General features: G+C 36.1%; 15 protein-coding genes, 2 tRNA genes and 1 pseudogene. 11 read left to right on the top strand and 7 right to left on the bottom strand.

Annotated elements, in window-relative coordinates; genetic code table 11:
• Positions 1-238 precede the first annotated feature (238 nt).
• Positions 239-312, bottom strand: a tRNA-Ile gene (locus VJ786_RS14350).
• 89 nt (positions 313-401) lie between these two features.
• On the opposite strand from VJ786_RS14350, the gene VJ786_RS14345 reads away from it, so the two are divergent.
• From VJ786_RS14345 to VJ786_RS16610, 4 genes are all read left to right on the top strand, one after another.
• Entirely contained in the window at positions 402-1,037 is a 636-nt protein-coding gene (locus tag VJ786_RS14345) for an HAD family hydrolase (RefSeq protein ID WP_134776650.1), read from the top strand.
• 109 nt (positions 1,038-1,146) lie between these two features.
• Positions 1,147-1,338: a 30S ribosomal protein S21 gene (gene rpsU, locus VJ786_RS14340; protein ID WP_099367180.1), complete on the top strand. Its 192-nt coding sequence runs from the start codon at positions 1,147-1,149 to the stop codon at positions 1,336-1,338.
• A gap of 151 nt (positions 1,339-1,489) precedes the next feature.
• Positions 1,490-1,561 (top strand) — tRNA-Arg (locus tag VJ786_RS14335).
• Between the two features lie 605 nt (positions 1,562-2,166).
• Positions 2,167-2,256: a hypothetical protein gene (locus tag VJ786_RS16610; protein ID WP_209023130.1), complete on the top strand. Its 90-nt coding sequence runs from the start codon at positions 2,167-2,169 to the stop codon at positions 2,254-2,256.
• A gap of 68 nt (positions 2,257-2,324) precedes the next feature.
• Here VJ786_RS16610 and VJ786_RS16660 read toward each other — a convergent pair.
• Positions 2,325-3,578: pseudogene (locus VJ786_RS16660) on the bottom strand (IS256 family transposase).
• A 275-nt stretch (positions 3,579-3,853) separates the two neighbouring features.
• A complete protein-coding gene (locus VJ786_RS14325; RefSeq protein WP_134776649.1) occupies positions 3,854-4,609 on the bottom strand; it encodes a response regulator transcription factor in 756 nt (251 codons plus the stop codon).
• 102 nt (positions 4,610-4,711) lie between these two features.
• Between VJ786_RS14325 and VJ786_RS14320 the strand changes: the two genes are divergently transcribed.
• The 6 genes from VJ786_RS14320 (at position 4,712) to VJ786_RS14295 (ending at position 10,428) form a co-directional block, all read left to right on the top strand.
• Positions 4,712-5,782, top strand: coding sequence for a hypothetical protein (locus VJ786_RS14320; protein ID WP_134776648.1), 1,071 nt, complete (start codon positions 4,712-4,714; stop codon positions 5,780-5,782).
• 3 nt (positions 5,783-5,785) lie between these two features.
• Positions 5,786-6,910, top strand: a complete 1,125-nt coding sequence (locus VJ786_RS14315; RefSeq protein WP_134776647.1) for a thiol-activated cytolysin family protein — start codon at positions 5,786-5,788, stop codon at positions 6,908-6,910.
• A gap of 63 nt (positions 6,911-6,973) precedes the next feature.
• On the top strand, positions 6,974-7,978 hold the full coding sequence (locus VJ786_RS14310; RefSeq protein WP_336557941.1) for a thiol-activated cytolysin family protein: 1,005 nt from the start codon (positions 6,974-6,976) through the stop codon (positions 7,976-7,978).
• Positions 7,979-9,487 (top strand): thiol-activated cytolysin family protein, encoded by a 1,509-nt coding sequence (locus tag VJ786_RS14305; RefSeq protein WP_134776645.1) that lies wholly within the window; start codon positions 7,979-7,981, stop codon positions 9,485-9,487.
• 111 nt (positions 9,488-9,598) lie between these two features.
• Complete coding sequence (locus VJ786_RS14300; protein ID WP_134776644.1) at positions 9,599-9,898, top strand: hypothetical protein; 300 nt, start codon at positions 9,599-9,601, stop codon at positions 9,896-9,898.
• 278 nt (positions 9,899-10,176) lie between these two features.
• The gene (locus tag VJ786_RS14295) at positions 10,177-10,428 is read left to right on the top strand and encodes a transposase (protein WP_134776643.1); all 252 of its coding nucleotides are present in this window, start codon (positions 10,177-10,179) and stop codon (positions 10,426-10,428) included.
• 544 nt (positions 10,429-10,972) lie between these two features.
• On the opposite strand, the gene VJ786_RS14290 is transcribed toward VJ786_RS14295, so the two are convergent.
• The 4 genes from VJ786_RS14290 to xerD form a co-directional block, all read right to left on the bottom strand.
• On the bottom strand, positions 10,973-11,611 hold the full coding sequence (locus VJ786_RS14290) for a hypothetical protein (RefSeq protein WP_134776642.1): 639 nt from the start codon (positions 11,609-11,611) through the stop codon (positions 10,973-10,975).
• 25 nt (positions 11,612-11,636) lie between these two features.
• Positions 11,637-13,709: a TonB-dependent receptor gene (locus VJ786_RS14285; RefSeq protein ID WP_134776641.1), complete on the bottom strand. Its 2,073-nt coding sequence runs from the start codon at positions 13,707-13,709 to the stop codon at positions 11,637-11,639.
• Positions 13,710-13,798: 89 nt separating this feature from the next.
• On the bottom strand, positions 13,799-14,170 hold the full coding sequence (locus VJ786_RS14280; protein ID WP_209023104.1) for a DUF2946 family protein: 372 nt from the start codon (positions 14,168-14,170) through the stop codon (positions 13,799-13,801).
• A gap of 99 nt (positions 14,171-14,269) precedes the next feature.
• A complete protein-coding gene (gene xerD, locus VJ786_RS14275) occupies positions 14,270-15,163 on the bottom strand; it encodes a site-specific tyrosine recombinase XerD (RefSeq protein WP_134776640.1) in 894 nt (297 codons plus the stop codon).
• Positions 15,164-15,278: 115 nt separating this feature from the next.
• Here xerD and VJ786_RS14270 point away from each other — a divergent pair, with 115 nt between their 5' ends.
• A complete protein-coding gene (locus VJ786_RS14270; protein ID WP_134776639.1) occupies positions 15,279-18,140 on the top strand; it encodes a M16 family metallopeptidase in 2,862 nt (953 codons plus the stop codon).
• Positions 18,141-18,254: the final 114 nt, after the last annotated feature.

Below are 18,254 nucleotides of genomic sequence, written 5' to 3'. Positions count from 1 at the left end.
AAATTGATCTAAAAAGGAAAGGTATTACCTCAAAAACAGGGCAATTGGGATACTAAAATCTCAAACAGCAAGCCTAGTCGGCTAAACCTTCAATAAGGCCATTAAAAAACATACTTTCAGAAATCCTTTAAACAAAAATGACCGAGTAAGGTAAATCCTGTACTCAGTCATTTCTTTAAATCTCATTAAAAAGTTGAGACTTTTTCAGTGCCCTCCATTTCTGTGAGGATTGTTTCCGTGCTCCCAACTGGGCTCGAACCAGTGACCAAAAGATTATGAGTCTTCTACTCTAACCAACTGAGCTATAGGAGCTTTTTTATTTCATCAAAATTTCAGCATTTATTCCTGCCTTTTGACGATGCAATTATCGATATTTGAGACGAGAAAACAAAATTTTTTAGATGCAAAATATCAAAAATGTAATTCTGGATTATGGAAATGTGATATTCATGATCGACTTTCCGCGTGTTCGTCAGGCCTTTATCGATTTGGGCATTCAACATGTCGATGATTTTTTTGCACACCACGGGCAAGACTCCCTATTTGATAGTTTTGATAGGGGAGAGATTACGGCTGCTGAATTCCGAAATGGTGTAAGAGAAAAAGCCAATAAACCCGATCTAACCGATGAACAGATCGATCATGCCTGGAATTCCTTGCTAATTGGCGTTCCTGAAGGTAAACATGAAATTATGGAGGAACTGAACGAACGTTACAGAATGTTTCTCTTGAGCAATAACAATGAGATCCATTATACTTATTGCATGAACCATATCAAGGAAGTATACGGCGTAGAGGACAATGAGCAGTTTTTTGAAAAGACCTATTATTCCCATTTAGCCGGATTGAGAAAGCCTGATCTTGCGATCTTCGAATTAGTGCTTAAAGAAAACAACCTCAAGCCATCGGAAACCCTTTTTGTGGATGATAGCCCCCAACATCTTGAAGGAGCAAAACAATTGGGCATTCATACGGCCCTGTGTACGAAAGAGCATCCATTGGAAGCTATTGTTGAAGAGTTTGGCTTATTAAAATAATATTAATAAAGTTCCTTTCATTTACTAAAATAAATCTTGTGGAATCCAATTGATTTCGATACCTTTGCAGACCAAGAAAATTACGACGAAAGGAGGTATATTAAAAGCTATGATTATTGTAAATGTAAAAGAAGGAGAATCTCTAGATAGAGCATTGAAGCGTTTCAAGAAGAAATTCGAGAAAACTGGTGTGTTAAGAGAACTACGCTCCCGTCAAGCTTTCGAGAAGAAATCGATCACTCGTCGTACCCAAGTTAAGAAGGCGATCTACAAACAATCTTTAAACCAAGACAACGGTTAATTATTGTACAAACATATAGAACGAGCTATCCCAAAAAGATAGCTCGTTTTGTTTTGAAAATGAGCCGCTTAATTAATTTCTCTTTTAACCACTTACTTTTTCGAAAAGAAATTGATTGAAAGCTCCCAAAAAGTAGTATTTTTGGCCTGCCGCCTGCGTAGTTCAATGGATAGAATATCAGATTCCGGTTCTGACGATGTGGGTTCGACCCCCGCCGCGGGCACTCTAAAAAAGAGGTGATCTTTCACCTCTTTTTCTGTTAAAAGGTGAAGTTGTAATATATGCTCGCTTATACTTTTTATATTTTAATTGTATTATCCCTATTTTCTTTATTTTTTTTTCAATTAGAACTGCTAGACCGTTGAAAATTTATTAATTAAATTCTCCTTTTTTTACTCTTATATTAATGTAAATTAAATTCAAATCTGGGTTTAAAAGTGTTTTAACTGGATTATGGTTAAGTTCTTTATGAAAAAATGGTAATCCTAATGTAAAAGTATGTAAATAGTATGCTTGGTATACATTTTACATACTTTCAGTATGCTTTCACCTTAGTTTCACTGGGAAGGCAACTTATAAGACAACAATAATAGATTTACGAGTATTTCAAGTTTTGACAGTACTTAAAAGAGGTTAATAGTGTTGATTAAAAGAATTCCTTTATAACTTTGAATATAAGAAAACTGATTACTATGGATAATACGTTAGATATCAAAAAAAATCCATGAGTTAATCGATCATGCAGATGCAATAATACTTCTTATTATTGATGCAATTATTACATCTGAAGAAACAGAAAACTAAGTATTAACCGTAGAACATAAAAGAATTTTAAATCAGCGTTTAGAAGATTACAAAGCAAATCCAATTTCAGGAAAATCATGGAATGAGGTGAAGCAAGCCTTGAAAAAATTTTAAAAAAGTCAAAATGAATTTCTTCACCTGGACTTTGATAGTGTTAACTGAACTGTGTCACATCACTCCTTTTAGAGTTCGTGATCAGAGGTCGTAAGCCTCGAACGCGAGTTGCCGAAGGCTTTAATCCTTTCTCCAAATTTAATATGTAATTGTTGCATTGTCAATCCCCAGTTTCGAATTGGCATGGTCAATTTTTTTTGAAATTTCTTTAACCGTGAGGTAAACCAACTTCAAGAGTGCCTGGCCAGATGTAAATGCACCTTTCGTTTTGGTCACTTTTCTAATCTGACGGTGCATAGCCTCAATAGCATTTGTGGTATAGATATATCTTCTGATATCTGGTGAATACTCGAAATAAGTAGAAAGATTTCCCCAATTATCCAGCCATCCATTTAGCGATAACGGATATTTCTTGCCCCATTCTTCATCAAACTCCAGTAGCTTTTCATAGCCCTGATCCTGATTGTTTGCCTGATAGAAATGCTTTAAGTCTTCAAAGACGGCTTTTTTATCTTTCTCCGGAACATACCGCAGGCTCGAACGTATCTGGTGAACGATGCAGAGCTGGACCTGAGTTTTGGGATAAAATGCTTTGATCTCATCAAGGTACCCCTTCAGGCCGTCAACGCAGGTGACCAGGATATCCTCTACGCCGCGCTGTTTCAGATCCATCAATACAGACGGCCAGAACTTGGAATCTTCGTTTTCTGATAGATAAATACCAAGCAGGTCCTTGCGGCCATCTCTGTTCACGCCAAGTATGTTGTACACCGCACGCGTTTGGATACTGGCAATTATAATGCATGCAGTCCAGAAATACAAAGAGGTAGAGAGATTCCAGATGGCGGTTTCGACATTCGTTCAATGCTGGAATAACTTTGTCCATAATATTTGGGATCTCCGTAGCGGAAACTTCAATCGCGTAAATCTCCTTCACATAGCCTGAGATATTCTGTGTACTCATGCCTCTTGCATACATGGAGATAACATTGTTTTTAAGTTCTTCTCTAACCATCAAGAGTCGCTTAGGGACTATCTTGGGCTCGAATGTGCCATTTCGGTCACGACCGCTCTCCAGTTCGAAATGTACGGCCTGAAGGCTCTGGACCGTCCTTTTGGTCCTGCCATTTTTACGATTAATCTCGCCTGAAGCTTTACTCTACTGTAAATGATTGGCCAGGTCTCCTTCAAGAATTCTTTCCAGAAGGTGTTTAAGCATTGGGGCAAAAACTCTTTTGGTACCACCCATTTTTTTGCTTTCGTAAAGGGCCTTTCATCGCTTCCACTTTGAAGCGTTCAAAATCAAACTTCTCTTTTTCCATGTCCTGTGTCTAAAATTTATTTTTTTATTTGACACAGTTTACTTTACAACCTCAATCTTGTTAAAACAATTAATAAATGAGATATTACAACCAATATATTGTCTTTTCCTATAGTTTAACTTGGTTCAACTATCATTCCTATTATTATATACTTAAGAGATTAGATAACTTTATATTAAAAAATAAGAACATGTATCTTAACTTGGAAAACACTTTTATTATTAATTTTTTTAAGGACCTAACTAAGTTAGAAAAAGAGATTATTTTATAAAACCCTAAAGCATATCCAATTCCAATGCTCTAATTAGTGCTTCAGATATACTTTTAACATTTAGCTTATTAAAAATTGACCTTTTATAATATTTAATTGTATCAACAGAGATAAATAACCAATCTGCAATTTGTTCCATCGTATATCCTTGGGCCGAATAGAGCAAAATATCTTTTTCTCTTTTCTTTAATTCAATAAACTTTATTACTTCCCATTTTTTATCATTAAAGTCATAATTATATTGAACTATAGAATTATGACTTTTAAAAGTAACATTTCCAGATCTCTTCTGTGATGATATTGAAACAAAACAAATAGCAATCCAAATATTTTGATTTTTATCTAACAACAAGGGTTTTAGCTTATGATTTATTAGCACAGGTTTTCCAACTGGCTGTTTCAAATGAAAGTTATATGATATATAGTAATTTAATCTCTCCTCATTAGGTAAGCTTTCATAAAATTTGTGACTAGCATCATTAATCTCAAGCAACATTTTCAAATCGTCCTCTGGTACATTTTCAAAATAATGGAAATATCCATCCTCAAGAACTTTACTTGGAGATTTGCCACATAAGAAAATAGGATTATTTGAAACAAATAAAAATCCCTTTTTATAATAGTCAATCAAATAAATGCTTTGATATGTCAAATAACTTATAGATTTTGTGAATTCAATAAGATGATTAATTTCTCTATAATCATTATCGTCATATTTTTCGGAAAACTTAATTTGATTTAAAAAATCGTCTATCTGCATTTTTTATAAAATAATTACCACTACACAAATGTATAGTTTTGGTTATAAAAATATATAAATAACAAATAAATATTTATATTTGATTAATAAAAATTTCCTTTTATGAAGATTGAGCCAATTATTCTGCTGTTATTAACTATTATTTTAGGTTGTTCAAAAGGAAGCAAGATTGAACCAATAATTCCTGAGATTAAAGATAGTTTAAAGAAAAATTTTATAGATTATAATAATTTTGAATTTAACAAAATAGCAAATCTTAATGGAATCTATATATTAGATACCTTATGGGATAATAAAGAAATAATAGGTTATAAAGTTAGGCACCCCTCTGATCAGCCCTTTTATTATAGTGCTACTTTTACAAAAGAACCTCTAATAAATTCATTTGTATCACTAAACACCTTTCCATTTAATTGGGAGAATTACTTGAGTCAATCTGCAATGCCTTCTGGAAGATTTATAGTTAATTCTTATAGTAAGAGTAAGGAACTTCCCTTAGATTTTTCAATGAGAAATTGGAAAGAACTGGATAAGTTGGTTAAAAGTCATTTAGATAAAATTCCCACAGAAAAAATATATGGACACAAAGATGTAGTATTTTCTTTTCATAAATACGAAGATTTAAGACTAATTTTTGGAAACAAAGTAGATCTTTTTTCACTCTTTAAAATAAATAATAAAAAATTATCCCATACTGGCTTATTATATTATAGTCGTAGAGAGACAATTTCAATAAGATCTGACTTTGATGATTCAGATTTCTCAAATTCTTTTCCAATCTCTAGCCTTTCAGAAGATAAAATGTCACGGGTTTATAGACTGTATTATGGCAAAATAGCTTATATGATAATTGATGCTCCTGAAAATGTAAAACTAACTATTAACAAATTGATAGTAGAGGGTTCAGCTAATCTTAATCAATCAGAAATAGATAAGATAAATAACTTAACCATTTATTTTCATTTTGTTGGTTATAATCATCAAGATGTTGAACAAGTTGATTCATCAAATACTAACATTCAAAAAATTGCTTCTTTCGGCGATTTAGCTATTAAATCTTCTCACCTTGCAACATTTAGCAATGAATCTATAGGCGAACCGATATATTATGAACTACGTTCATACAAGCATAAAAATCATAATATTGACTATAACATAAATTTTAATAATTAAATTATGAAAAGATTAAAAACATCTCTTTTACTTTTATCTTCAAGTATATTCTTTATTGGGTGTAATAAAGAACTAGCACATCATGAAAATACTCTAGTTACAACAGATTCGCTTTTAAGTATTTTTAAGAATACTAAAAAAATCGAAAATCCAATAGTTGACCTTACTAATAGCAAAATAAATTCCCATTCAACAAAAAAAATTGCTAAAATAATAAGGGATAGCGTTTGGACTAATAATATGGGTAAGACATATTTTGTTGAGTCTGACAATATTACCGTATCTGACGAAAATTATGATATTACTTATCCTGGTGCAATTTTTAAAAGTAAAGATATTGCCACAAGTTATTCATTTAACGCTATTCCTATTCGAGATTATGATCCTCTACCTATTAGGATTTCTCTTTCCATTCCAGGACCATCAGTTTCAGGGGTTATTCAATTTCCTAGTTTAGATGAAACTAGAGATAGAGTTGGCGAAATAATTTCTAGAGCGGGAAATGTAGAACAAATAAACTCTTTTTCCTATAATTCAAATCAATTTACTGATTATAACGAACTTAAATATACTTTCGGTGCTAATGTAGATATAAAAAAAATTATAAGTGTTGGAGTACTCGGAGGAGGGAATAAAATAAAAAAGAAAACAGGAGTTATAATTAAGTTTACTCAAGAGAATTTCACTGTTGATATGTCTCTGCCGAAAAGAACTGAATTAATAAGTGTTAGTGATGTAAATACACTTGGGCCATATGCTCCGACCTATATAAGCTCTGTAACATATGGTAGAATGGGGGTGTTCGCTGCGGAGACAGATGCTTCCTATGAGGATTTTAATGCAGCATTCAAAGCTGCTGTAAAAATTGCTTCTGTCGGTGTAGATGCTCATGTCTCAACTGAGCATAAAAGCATTCTAGATAAGGCTACTATAAGTATATATATGAAATTTGGTCCGGGAAAGGCATTTGCTGCTACAGTAAATGGATATGATGACTTCAAAAAAGCAATATTATCGGGAGCTGCTGTTAGTGCACAATCTTACGGTGGACCAATATCTTTTAGAATGAGAAGTCTTAATGATTTCTCTTTGTTCAAAACAATTTTTAAAATAGATGTTGCTAATTAATCTTAATTAAGAAAGAGTTGTTTTTTTTCTAAAAAAAAAACAACTCTTTATATAAATATTCGCATGAAAAAAAATAAATTATCAGTAATAGGCTTATTCACAATTATTGCTACAATAGTAATTCTATTTAGCTGCAGTAAAGAATCTATTTCTCCTTCTATAATAAAAAACAAGTTTTATATAGAAAAAACATCTTCTAAATTAAAACAAAATGGAGCCTCTAATTCATCAATAACTGTAATGGATAATAACTATGAATTGGTTTATTTAGGCTCTATTTTAAATGGCAACGATATATTACAACAGGGTAATTTTAATCTAGTTTTTGGATATAATAAATTACCAATAAGAATCAGTACATCAATTAATGGTGCACAAAGTAAAATTATATCAATTCCAAGATTATCAACGTTTAGACAAACTGTTCAAGACGTTTTACGTGGAGTATCTATTAAAAGTAATGATATTTCATCTTTTAGTTTTTACTCTAACCCCTTTAATGATTATAGTGAAATTTCTCAACATTTTGGTCATAAAGTCAATACAAGATCTCTATTTTCTTCATCATCAAGCTCTGTAAGCAATGTATTGACAACTATAAAGAAGAAAAACGGAATAATTTCAACATTTGAATTAATTAACTTTACAATAGATATGTCATTACCACGTGCAGATGAACTTATTTCGGAGGTAGATATAGAATCTCAGCTTTTAAATAACCCCGTTTATATAAGCTCTATATCATACGGACAAAAAGGAATATTTGCAATAGAATCCGATTTTACTAAAGAAGAAATTGTTAAAGTTTTTGAAAAAGTAACAAAAAAAATATTTAAAAAAACAACTGAGACGATTACTTCTACAGATATTAATATTATCAACAATAGTACAATTAGAGTTTTTCTTGCAGGAGGACCAAACTCGGGTTCTGTATCGCAAATCAATGGATATTTAAGTTTTCTCAATTACGTTACAGAGTTAGGTGATTTTTCTGCAGATAACCCTGGTTATCCTATAACTTTTCAATGTAGACAAATAAATGATTATTCACTATTCAGAACATACTAAATGAAAAATAATAAATCCATTATAAGTGGCTTGGTGTCTATTGTATTACTAATATCTTGTAATAAACAAATTGATACACCTAAAATATATTCCCAAAATTTAAAACAAGCAGAGTTACCCAAAATTGAAATTGTAGAAGGAAATATTAGAAACTTTGATATCGCAAAAATTAAAAGGGAAAAAAAAGGCTCATTACCCAATGCCCTACTCTCAAAATCTGGAGATAAAATAGCTGCTGTTTATATAAAAAACAATACGTTTTGGAAAAATGGAATTACTCCAGGTATTACTTTGGATGGTTATGCTGATGAATTTACAATGACTCCAGAGTGGTTAGGTAAAACAGATGTTTTTCACTTAGGATCTATAATTAAGGGAAACTCTTTAGAGAATCTTTCGTTTATACCTCTTTCTGAAAGAAATGGAGAATATGAAAGCAGACCTATATCTGTATCTGTATCTTTTCCATCGAAAACGGTATATGGAAATTTTGTACCAGATGTAATGGCGACTTCTGAGTTTTTTGGAAATTTAATGAAATCTAATGGTCTAAACACAACCATTAAAAGTTCTTTTAACTACGATATGGTTGCCTATAACTATTATAGTGAACTAAGAAGTCTTTTTGGCTCTAATGTCGATGTTAAAGCTTTGTTCTTCAAGTCTACTCAAAACTACAATAATATAAACGAAAAGATAACGAAGAAAACAGGAATAGCTGTGTCTTTTACACAAAAGAATTTTTCTGTTGATATGGATATTCCAGAGAAAGGTGAGTTATATGAAAACTTAAATTTCAAAGTTCTCAATGGTGTATGGCCTACCTATATTAATTCCGTAGTATATGGTTCTAAAGGGATTTTGTTAATTGAAAGTAATGATGAATCTGAAAAAGTTCATTCAGCTTTTAAGTTAACTTTTTCAGTATTGGAAGGATTAGTAAACGGAAGTAGCCAGTTAACTTCCGAAGAACGACAAATTATTAATAATTCATCTCTATTTCTTCTTTTCATGGGTGCTTCTGGTGAACAGATGACAAAAAGCTTAGGGTCTTTTGATGAACTATTAGATATTATGAAAAAAGGAACTTCTTTTTCTCCAACAACTCCTGGTGTACCTATTTATTTTAAGATGAAATCTTTAGGTACTCACCAAACTATTAATAGTGTATTTAAAATTGATGTGCCAATAATTCCATTCTATATAAAATTAAAGAAAAATAAAAGAGATTCTCCATATCCAATGCAATTATCATTTTTTTCAGATAAATATTGTTACAACCCTATTATCGTACCTCCAGAAACGCCCATATATCTTTATACAAAATATATTGGAAGAACTAGAACAGGCTCTCCTAGAACAGGTTTTTCATTTGATTATCGTTATGATTCTGAACCGCATTATAATTCTGCACCTTCATATAATCTTATAATAAAATCTTCTCCATTTCTTCCAGAATCTCAAATAATAAGCAGTTCGCCAAATGGTCACTATTTTGGAATAAAATAATTTTGAAAAAAAATATAATTTTTGCTTGCAGTAGCTATATCCTTCAATTTAAATTCTTGCAAATAAGACTCATTAAAAAGTGTTCAAGAGCAAATATTAATAGAGCTTTCTTTGGATAGTGGAGAAATTGAAGGTACACCTTCTTGTAATTTGCATTTACTGAGTAATATTGGCCTGTCCTATATCGTTAGGTGCAGGACGTTTTCCGAAGCAAATCAGCGTCGAACCAGTAAGCTTTTTGTCGAGGTCTATATGGATGTTTATAAGCGGAAAAGGGAAAGTTTTACGGATAGCCGTTTGAGTGATGTAGTTATGAAGCGTCTATATATCATTGATTCCACTTCTATCACCTTGTTCAAGGATATTTTAAAAGGAATCTGCCGTAATCCCTGCAAGGGAAGAAAAAAGTAGGCATTAAGGCATATGCCATCTTTTAGGTGAGCGAGAATGTTCCCTGTCTCATCCGTTATAGTGCGGCAGTCCGCCATGATCATACTTATCTAAAGGATGCTCATACGCTACCCAAAGGATCCATTATAACTTTCGATAAAGGCTATGCGATTACGCTGAATACGAGACCTCTTCTAAATGCGGAATCTATTATGTTACCCGCTTGAAGGATAATGCAGCCTATCAAGCCCATAAAGAAAACGACCTGCCGGTTAATGCACCCTCTGCTGTTTTAAAAGATGAAGAAGTGGTGCTTTATTATGGACAGAACAAACAGCATCAACACCGTAGCCGACGGATTGTCTACTGGGACGATGAAAAATAGGTTATTTGAGTTCATATCAAATAACTTTGAACTGTCCGCAGAGAAAAAAGCACGGATTTACAAACAGAGATGGCAAATTGAGATGCTTGTCAAGCAGCTAAAACAGAACTTTCCAATCAAGTATTTCCTGGGAGACATTGAAAATGCCATTGAAATACAGATTTGAGCAGCTATGTTGGCCAACCTATTGATTACATTGGTAAAAAGCAGAGTAAAACGGCCATGGGCATTTTTAAATATGGTATACCTGATCAAAAATCAATTGATGAACTATATCAATATATATCGTTTCCTAGAGGACCTGGGGGGATGTTGGCGGGAGGTCAATTCCAGAGATGGCAATCAATATGAAAATTCACTCTTTGAAAGAAGGGGGGCTAGCTTTTTGAAATCAGCAAAAAAATTGCTCGTAAAGTATTAGGACCAACAAATGAAAATAATTCTCCTGTTTATCGGACAACAATGATTAAGAACATAAGGTTTTAAATTATACGTATTAATAATTTTTAGTTATAAAGATCACAAAATTAATCCAACATCTGGAAAATCATGGAATGAGGTGAAGCAATCCTTGAAAAAGATTAAAAAAGTCCAAATGAATTTCTTCACCTGGACTTTTCCTCTCAGCTCCAAAGAGCCTAATTACTTAATAAATTAAACAGATTACATTCTCCCGAATTAATCCTTAGTAAGAACTAAATCTAAAATTCTTAATGATCATGTCCATGATCATCCTCTTCCACCAAATGCAGGCTAAATTTCAGATCAAGATCATTTGCCCCGCCAAATTTCGTATACTCCTTATTGGTAATATCCTTATCCAGATCAATCTGAGATTTTACACCAGGATTCAAGTGCCTAAGGATATAATTAAAAGTAAACGATTCTGCCACCTGATTTACACTGATATGTCCAACTGTACCTACTTTCACAGCAGTGCCATCCGCTTTTTTATCCGCATAGCTAATGCTCAATGCATCAGCAGGAGCGCCTAAAATAAAGGCAAAATGCTGATCATCCCTAGCCACAAAAGTCTGCTGGCTCTCACGACCTGCAAAATCACGAACGATCAAATTAAAACGATATGACTTATCCTTTTCCAAATGTAAATGAGCACCCACTTCCGGCAAAAGATCGTTCCCTTTGAATTCGATTTTTTCTACCTCTGCACCAGCAATATCTTCATAGCTCACATTACTTCCATTCACTACCTTTTTTACTTCCGTAAAAACTAAAGTAGCACCGGAAACTTCCTCTTGGTCCACCTCGGGATTTGGATCATCCTTTGAACAAGAACTGAATACAGAAATACTGAATAACGCGATAATAAATAAATGTATATTTTTCATGATTATGTTTTTTTAATGTTTTTTTCTAAAATGTATAATTAATGGATAAAATAAAGTTTCGGCCAGGACGATGCGCATAATAACGGAATCGATCCATATAATCCTTATATTGGTTATTGAATATATTCTCAACACGCAAACCTAGATTGACCAATTGATTGGTTTCCCTGCCTAAGCGAAAAGCTTTGTAAACATGTACATGCATTAGGTGATAGGCAGGGGGAGGAGCCATAAAGTCCGTTCCTGCTTCATACCGATTTTGTTTGGCTACAAACTGATGGGATAATTTAACATATCCTTTATCCTGGGGAGCATAGCTCCAAGCCAAGCTCTGTGTAAACTGATCCGAAGGAATATAAGGCAGGTAACTATCCATACTCAGGTTCTTTGCGCGCACTAAACCCGCATTGATCTGGTACTGCCAATGATCCAAAAATGCCCATTTCGCATTCAGGTCCAGACCAAAGAACAAAGCATTGTGCTGCGTATAGCTAAAAACCGGAAAAGTTCCTCGGATGGTCTGTCTTACCGAATCTGGATTCGGGGTGGAATAGATATAATTTGCAATATACTGCGCATACCCATCCAGTTGGAAGGCAAAATCATCCGCTTCGCGGCTGATCGAATTTACCCATTTCAATCCCTGTTCGGCCTTTAGATCAAGATCACCGATCTCATAGATCCCCGCACCATGATGAACCCCATCTGCATACAGTTCATTGGCCGTAGGTGCTCGCCAGGCCAAACCCACATTCGACCGTATTGCCCATTTGGAATCGAGTTGGTATTTCCCGCCCACTGATCCGGAGAAATTATGGAAATTCCGTTGGTCTGTGAGCAGGTATTGCTGTGGGATGCTTTCGTTAGGATCATTATAACGGTACCTATACCCGGCAGCATCGAAATATCGGAAATCATATCGCCATCCCAGTTCCAATAAAAATCGATCCCAAACTTGTTGATGCATTCCGAACAAGCCGATCGACCAGCTTTCAAAGTTGGGAATGATAGGGGTGGTGCCAGTTCCAGGGGTATTGTTGTTCACCTGATTTCCAGCCTGCATACCGATGGTATATCCCTTTTTCTTCAGCAACAGTTCCAGGGAATGGTTGTCCAGCACCATATCAGCCATAGGTACATCATCTGCTACAGCACGACGGCGGTCGAACTCCTTGCGGTGGTTCCTTTGCCATCCATATTGAGCTTCCAATCGCAGGTCATTCCCGAAGGAATATTGATAGTTCAAACGCGCCAATTGATGACTGACATCCTGCTTTGGCGCTTGTATGTCGTAAGAAAAATCATAATGCTCCAAAGGTTCACCATGGGCAATCCTCGCCAGGATATCATTGATATTCCCGACATGAGCACCATAGAATACACCCAGCTCGGTTTGGAAGCGACTGTAATAGGCATCAAAAGCATGATTCGCTAATTTATACTGAACCTGTCCGGAGAAGTTAAGCTCCTGCACGCCGGTGTTCCCTAGATAATAATCGGCAGTTTTGCTATTTCCCAATTTCTTGCCGGAAAGCTGGGCTTTCCAACCCAGATTGGATATACTTTTCAAGCCTCCTTCCAACAGCACGTTTCCTGAAAACCCTCGCCCGTTACTGAATCCCAATAAATCTATAGCGCCATGCAGGCTATCGGTTTTGATGCTTCTGGATTTGCTGATCAGCACGCCTGCCAAGGCATCCGCACCATAGCGAACCGCTTGGGCACCCTTGATCAGTTCAAAATCGTCTGCCGAAAAAGGGTCGATCTCCGGCGCATGCTCCATACCCCATTGTTGTCCTTCATGCTTTACGCCTTGGTTCAACATCAGAATGCGGTTACTATGTAGCCCGTTTATCACCGGCTTTAATATGCTATGGCCAGAGCTCAAAAGACTGACGCCAGATAAATTACTGAAACGTTCTGCCAAGGTCTTGCCCTTGCTTTCGTCGATCTCCTCTTGGGATAGGTTTTGCCTCACGGCTGTGCCTTGTTCATGTCGTTTCGCAGAGACTTTTACCTCCTCGATCGTTTCATGGTGCTGTGCCAAGATGACGGTCCAAGGACCTAACATCATGCACAGGAATAGTATTCTAAGCATGTATTTAGATTACGCTAAAAAAATGTAGCCTTTAAAATATGGAAGGCATTAAAATATGGTAGCCTTTTAATGGGATCTGCTGTAAGGAATTATACAGCCAAGAAATAGGATGGTGGCCCTCGAAGGGAATAAGGAATGCTTTGTCTGCTGACAATTCCTTCATGATATAAGGAAGGAGAAAATTTTTCTATTGGCCATTCTACTGCTTTATTCTCCCAGTTCCACTGGAATAATTGATCTACCTGTTGATGATAAAATAAAAAACAGTAGGTACAGTCCTCATGGGAATGATCGGCAGAATGAGAATGTGCATGGTCCTCAGCATGTGCATGTCCATGATGTGCACAATCATGTGATGTATGATCATGGGTATGAAAGGAAATCAGGCCAAGGGAAAGGCATATAATACCGATCCAGATACTGGCAATTCCTCTTTTCTTTGTTCCAATCCAATTTATCACAGCACAAAGATAATGCAAATGCAATAGTGTTGCAAATTAAAATAAACTTTGTTGCATTAACAGGGAAATTCTTTTTAGCAGGAATGTCTACAAATCCGATTAACTTCTTGGATGGTATTGGGTAATAATACTTTGTAAATAATCTTTATCAATATGCGTATAGATTTCGGTCGTGCTGATGCTTTCATGGCCGAGCATATCCTGGACCGCACGCAGGTCGGCACCGCCTTCCACCAAATGGGAAGCAAAGCTATGTCGGAAGGTATGCGGACTGATATCCTTTTTCAAGCGAATTTTTTCTGCAAGGTCTTTGATGATGATGAAGATCATCACCCGGGACAATGGGTTTCCGCGACGGTTCAAGAAAACATAATCTTCCATCCCCGGTTTGATGGTCTGGTGCACCCTGATCTCTTCCAGGTAGATCTTTAGAAATTTGATGGCCTGCTCGCCAATGGGGATCAACCTTTCCTTGTTTCCTTTTCCTTCGACCTTAATGAATTCCACATCCAGAAATAAATTGGAGATCTTGAGCTCACAAAGTTCCGAAACCCGTAAGCCACATCCATAGAGGATTTCCAGGATGGCCTTATTCCGCATCCCTTCTGCGGCGGATAGGTCGATCGCCGAGATCAAGGCATCAATTTCCTGGATGCTGAGCACAGTAGGGATCTTCCGGGAAAGACGAGGACTTTCAATAAGTTCGGCTGGGTTGCTATCCCATTGGTATTCGATCTGAAGGAAATGGAAAAATGTTTTGATGCCCGATAGGATCCTGGCCTGGCTAAAGGCCGAAATGGCAAATTCATTGATCCAGACCAAGAAATCTTGGATATTTCGGGTCTTGATGTCCTGGAGAGGGATCTCTTTTAACTCACAGTAATGCTGTAGTTTAACGATATCATTCTGGTAGGCATCAATGCTATTTTGGCTTAATCCCCGTTCTAAAAGCAGAAAACGTTTGAAATCCTTTTTTAAATTTTCCCAGTCCATTCGTTAAATATAACTAAATATCGATTATTATTTTCTTTCAACTTTAAAAAGCGAATAAAATCTTGTAATTTGGGACATTATTATATAATAACCGTTCTATACAAAAATAAAGATTATGAAAATTTTGAAGCCGTTGGCAATTGCCTTTTTGCTCCCATTTACAGCAGAAGTGGCAACTGCCTATGTTCCAAGCAACATCAGTGCTGAAGCAAAAGTGATTTTGCAATCCGATTCCCTGAAATGGGATGCGAAATTACCATTCGATCAAACTGTGAAGCAAGGAAAATTAGCGAATGGGTTTACCTACTACATTCGTAAAAACACCGAACCAGAGAAACGTGTTACCATGTATTTGGGCGTGAAAGTGGGTTCGATCGTAGAAACCGACAAACAACAAGGTCTAGCGCACTTTTTAGAGCATATGAACTTTAATGGACTAAAGCATTTCCCTAAGAATGCCTTGGTGGATTACCTGCAAAAAGCTGGGGTTCGTTTTGGTTCTGACCTTAATGCCTATACGGGTTTTGATGAAACGGTTTATCAATTACCAATCCCTTCGGATGATCCAGAATTGTTGAAGAATGGTCTTCAGGTAATGCGCGACTGGGCACAGGATGCCATGTTGGAAACAGATGAAATCGAGAAGGAACGTGGTATCATCATGGAAGAGATGCGTGGTGGTCGTGGTTCTATGCAACGTATGCGCGATAAGTTCATGCCGGTATTGATGAATGGTTCCTTATATGCTAATCGTCTACCAATCGGTACGGAAGAAGTGGTGATGGGATTTGATCCTGCATTGATCCGTCAATTCCATAAGGATTGGTACCGCCCGGATTTACAAACTTTAATCGTTGTAGGTGATATTGATCCGGTAGCAATGGAAGCGGAAATCAAACGCCTATTCTCGGATATGCGTGTGGAGAAGAATCCGAAAGAACGTAAAAAAGTAGGCATTGATCTATTGAACAAAAATCAATTTATCAGTGTTACGGATCCGGAGATGGCCTATACCTTAGGACAGATCTTGATCAAACATAAAGAAAGTAAGGTGGAAACCGTAGGTGACTACCGCAAGGAATTGATGAAGAATATCTACGGAAGCATGATCAATGCACGTTTAGGTGAATTGACGCAATCTGCTAATCCTCCTTTCCTTCAAGCGGGAGTGGATATTTCTGAATTCATGGGTGGATTGGATAACCTAACTGCCTATTTCGTATCTAAACCAGGTCAATTTGAAGATGGTTTTAAAGCGGTGGTTCGTGAATTGGACCGTGTGGATAAATTTGGTTTTACCGAATCGGAATTCAAACGTACCGTTTCTGCTTATGCGAAATCCAATGAAACTTCTTATGTGGAGCGCGATAAGCGTAAATCGGATAGCTATGTAAATGCTTATCTGAACCACTTCTTGAAAGATGCTCCGGCATTAAGTAGTGAAGATCGTTATCAGATCACGAAGCAATTATTGCCTACATTGACCTTGAAAGAGGTAGTGGCTATTGGTGAAGAATATTATGTGGATAGCAACCGTGATGTGGTTATCCTAGCACCAGATTCTGAAAAGGATAAATTGCCGCAAGAAGCACAGGTGAATACTTGGTTCGCTGATGTAGACAAGGAGCAATTAACGGCTTATGATGATAAGGTTTCTGATCTGCCATTGTTGAGCAAAGAGCCTGTTAAAGGAACAATCAAAAGCGAAAAAGCAATCGATAAGATTGGCGCGAAAGAAATCGTATTGAGCAATGGTGTTAAAGTGGTATTAAAACCTACTAATTTCAAGAATGATGAGATCTTGATTTCAGCATTCAGTCCAGGTGGTACTTCCGTTTATTCGGATGCGGATTACATGTCGGCATCAATGGCGGGTACATTGGTGAATTCAAGTGGTTTAGGTCAATTGAATACTATTGAGATGCAGAAATACATGACAGGTAAACAAGTGAATATCAGTCCTTATATTTCTGAGCGTACTGAAGGTTTGTCCGGCTCATCGGATAAAGAAGGCTTGAAGACTGCATTTGAAATGATCTATGGATACTTTACAGAGCCTAGGATCGAAGATGATGTATTCCAGAGTGTGATGAGCAGACAGATTACGATGTTGGCTAACCGCGAGAATGATCCTAACTTTGTATTCAATAAGAATATCATCAATACCTTATATGGAAACAACATCCGTAGAAACCCAGCTGATAAAGCGGAGTTGGATCAAGTAAAACAAGCGCGTGCATTGGAGATCTACAAAGATCGTTTCGCGGATGCATCTGACTTTACTTTCGTGATCGTGGGTTCATTTACCGAAGCGGAAATCAAACCTTATTTGGAGAATTACTTAGCAGCTTTGCCAGCGACCAACCGTAAGGAGGAAGCGAAGGATCTGAAGATTGTTGAGCCTGCAAAAGGGGTAGAGAAGATCGTTAATAAGGGTCAGGAAGCAAAGGCTAACGTAAGATTGTCCATTTATGGCGATTATACCTACAACGATGCGGAGAACATGAATTTAGCAGCATTGGAGACTATCCTTTCCAATAGATTGATCGAGCGTCTTCGTGAAGAGGAGAGTGGGGTATATGGAACGGGAGCAAGAGCTTCTTATTCTAAATTCCCTACGCAACGTTATTCCTTTAATGTTGGATTTGGTACCAGCGTGGATAAATATCCTTCTTTGATTAATTCTACGTTGGATGAATTCCGTAAGATTAAGAAAGATGGTCCTTCGCAAGTGGATTTGGATAAATTTGTGATCGAACAGAAACGTCAGTTTGAGGTTAACCAACGTGAGAACAGGTATTGGTTAAGCCAGATTTCTGGTGCTTTGCAGGTAGGTCGTGATGTGACTTATCCTACTGTTTATTTGGAGCAGTTGAATAAGGTAACTCCAGCGACTGTGAAAGCCGTAGCGAACAAGTATCTGAAAGAAGATCAATTGTTTAAATTTATTTTGTTACCTGATCAGGTGAAGAAATAAGTTGGAAGAAGTAGACTCGGATTTTTTTGATTAAGAAGAATTCGGGATATAAAAGAAATGGATGCTAAGAAATTAGCATCCATTTTTTTTATGTTTTTTCATATCGTCATTGCG

This window comes from Sphingobacterium tenebrionis, assembly GCF_037126265.1.
Classification (GTDB): domain Bacteria; phylum Bacteroidota; class Bacteroidia; order Sphingobacteriales; family Sphingobacteriaceae; genus Sphingobacterium; species Sphingobacterium tenebrionis.
Note: the sequence above shows the minus strand (reverse complement) of the source record. Positions and strands in the feature narration are given on the sequence as shown.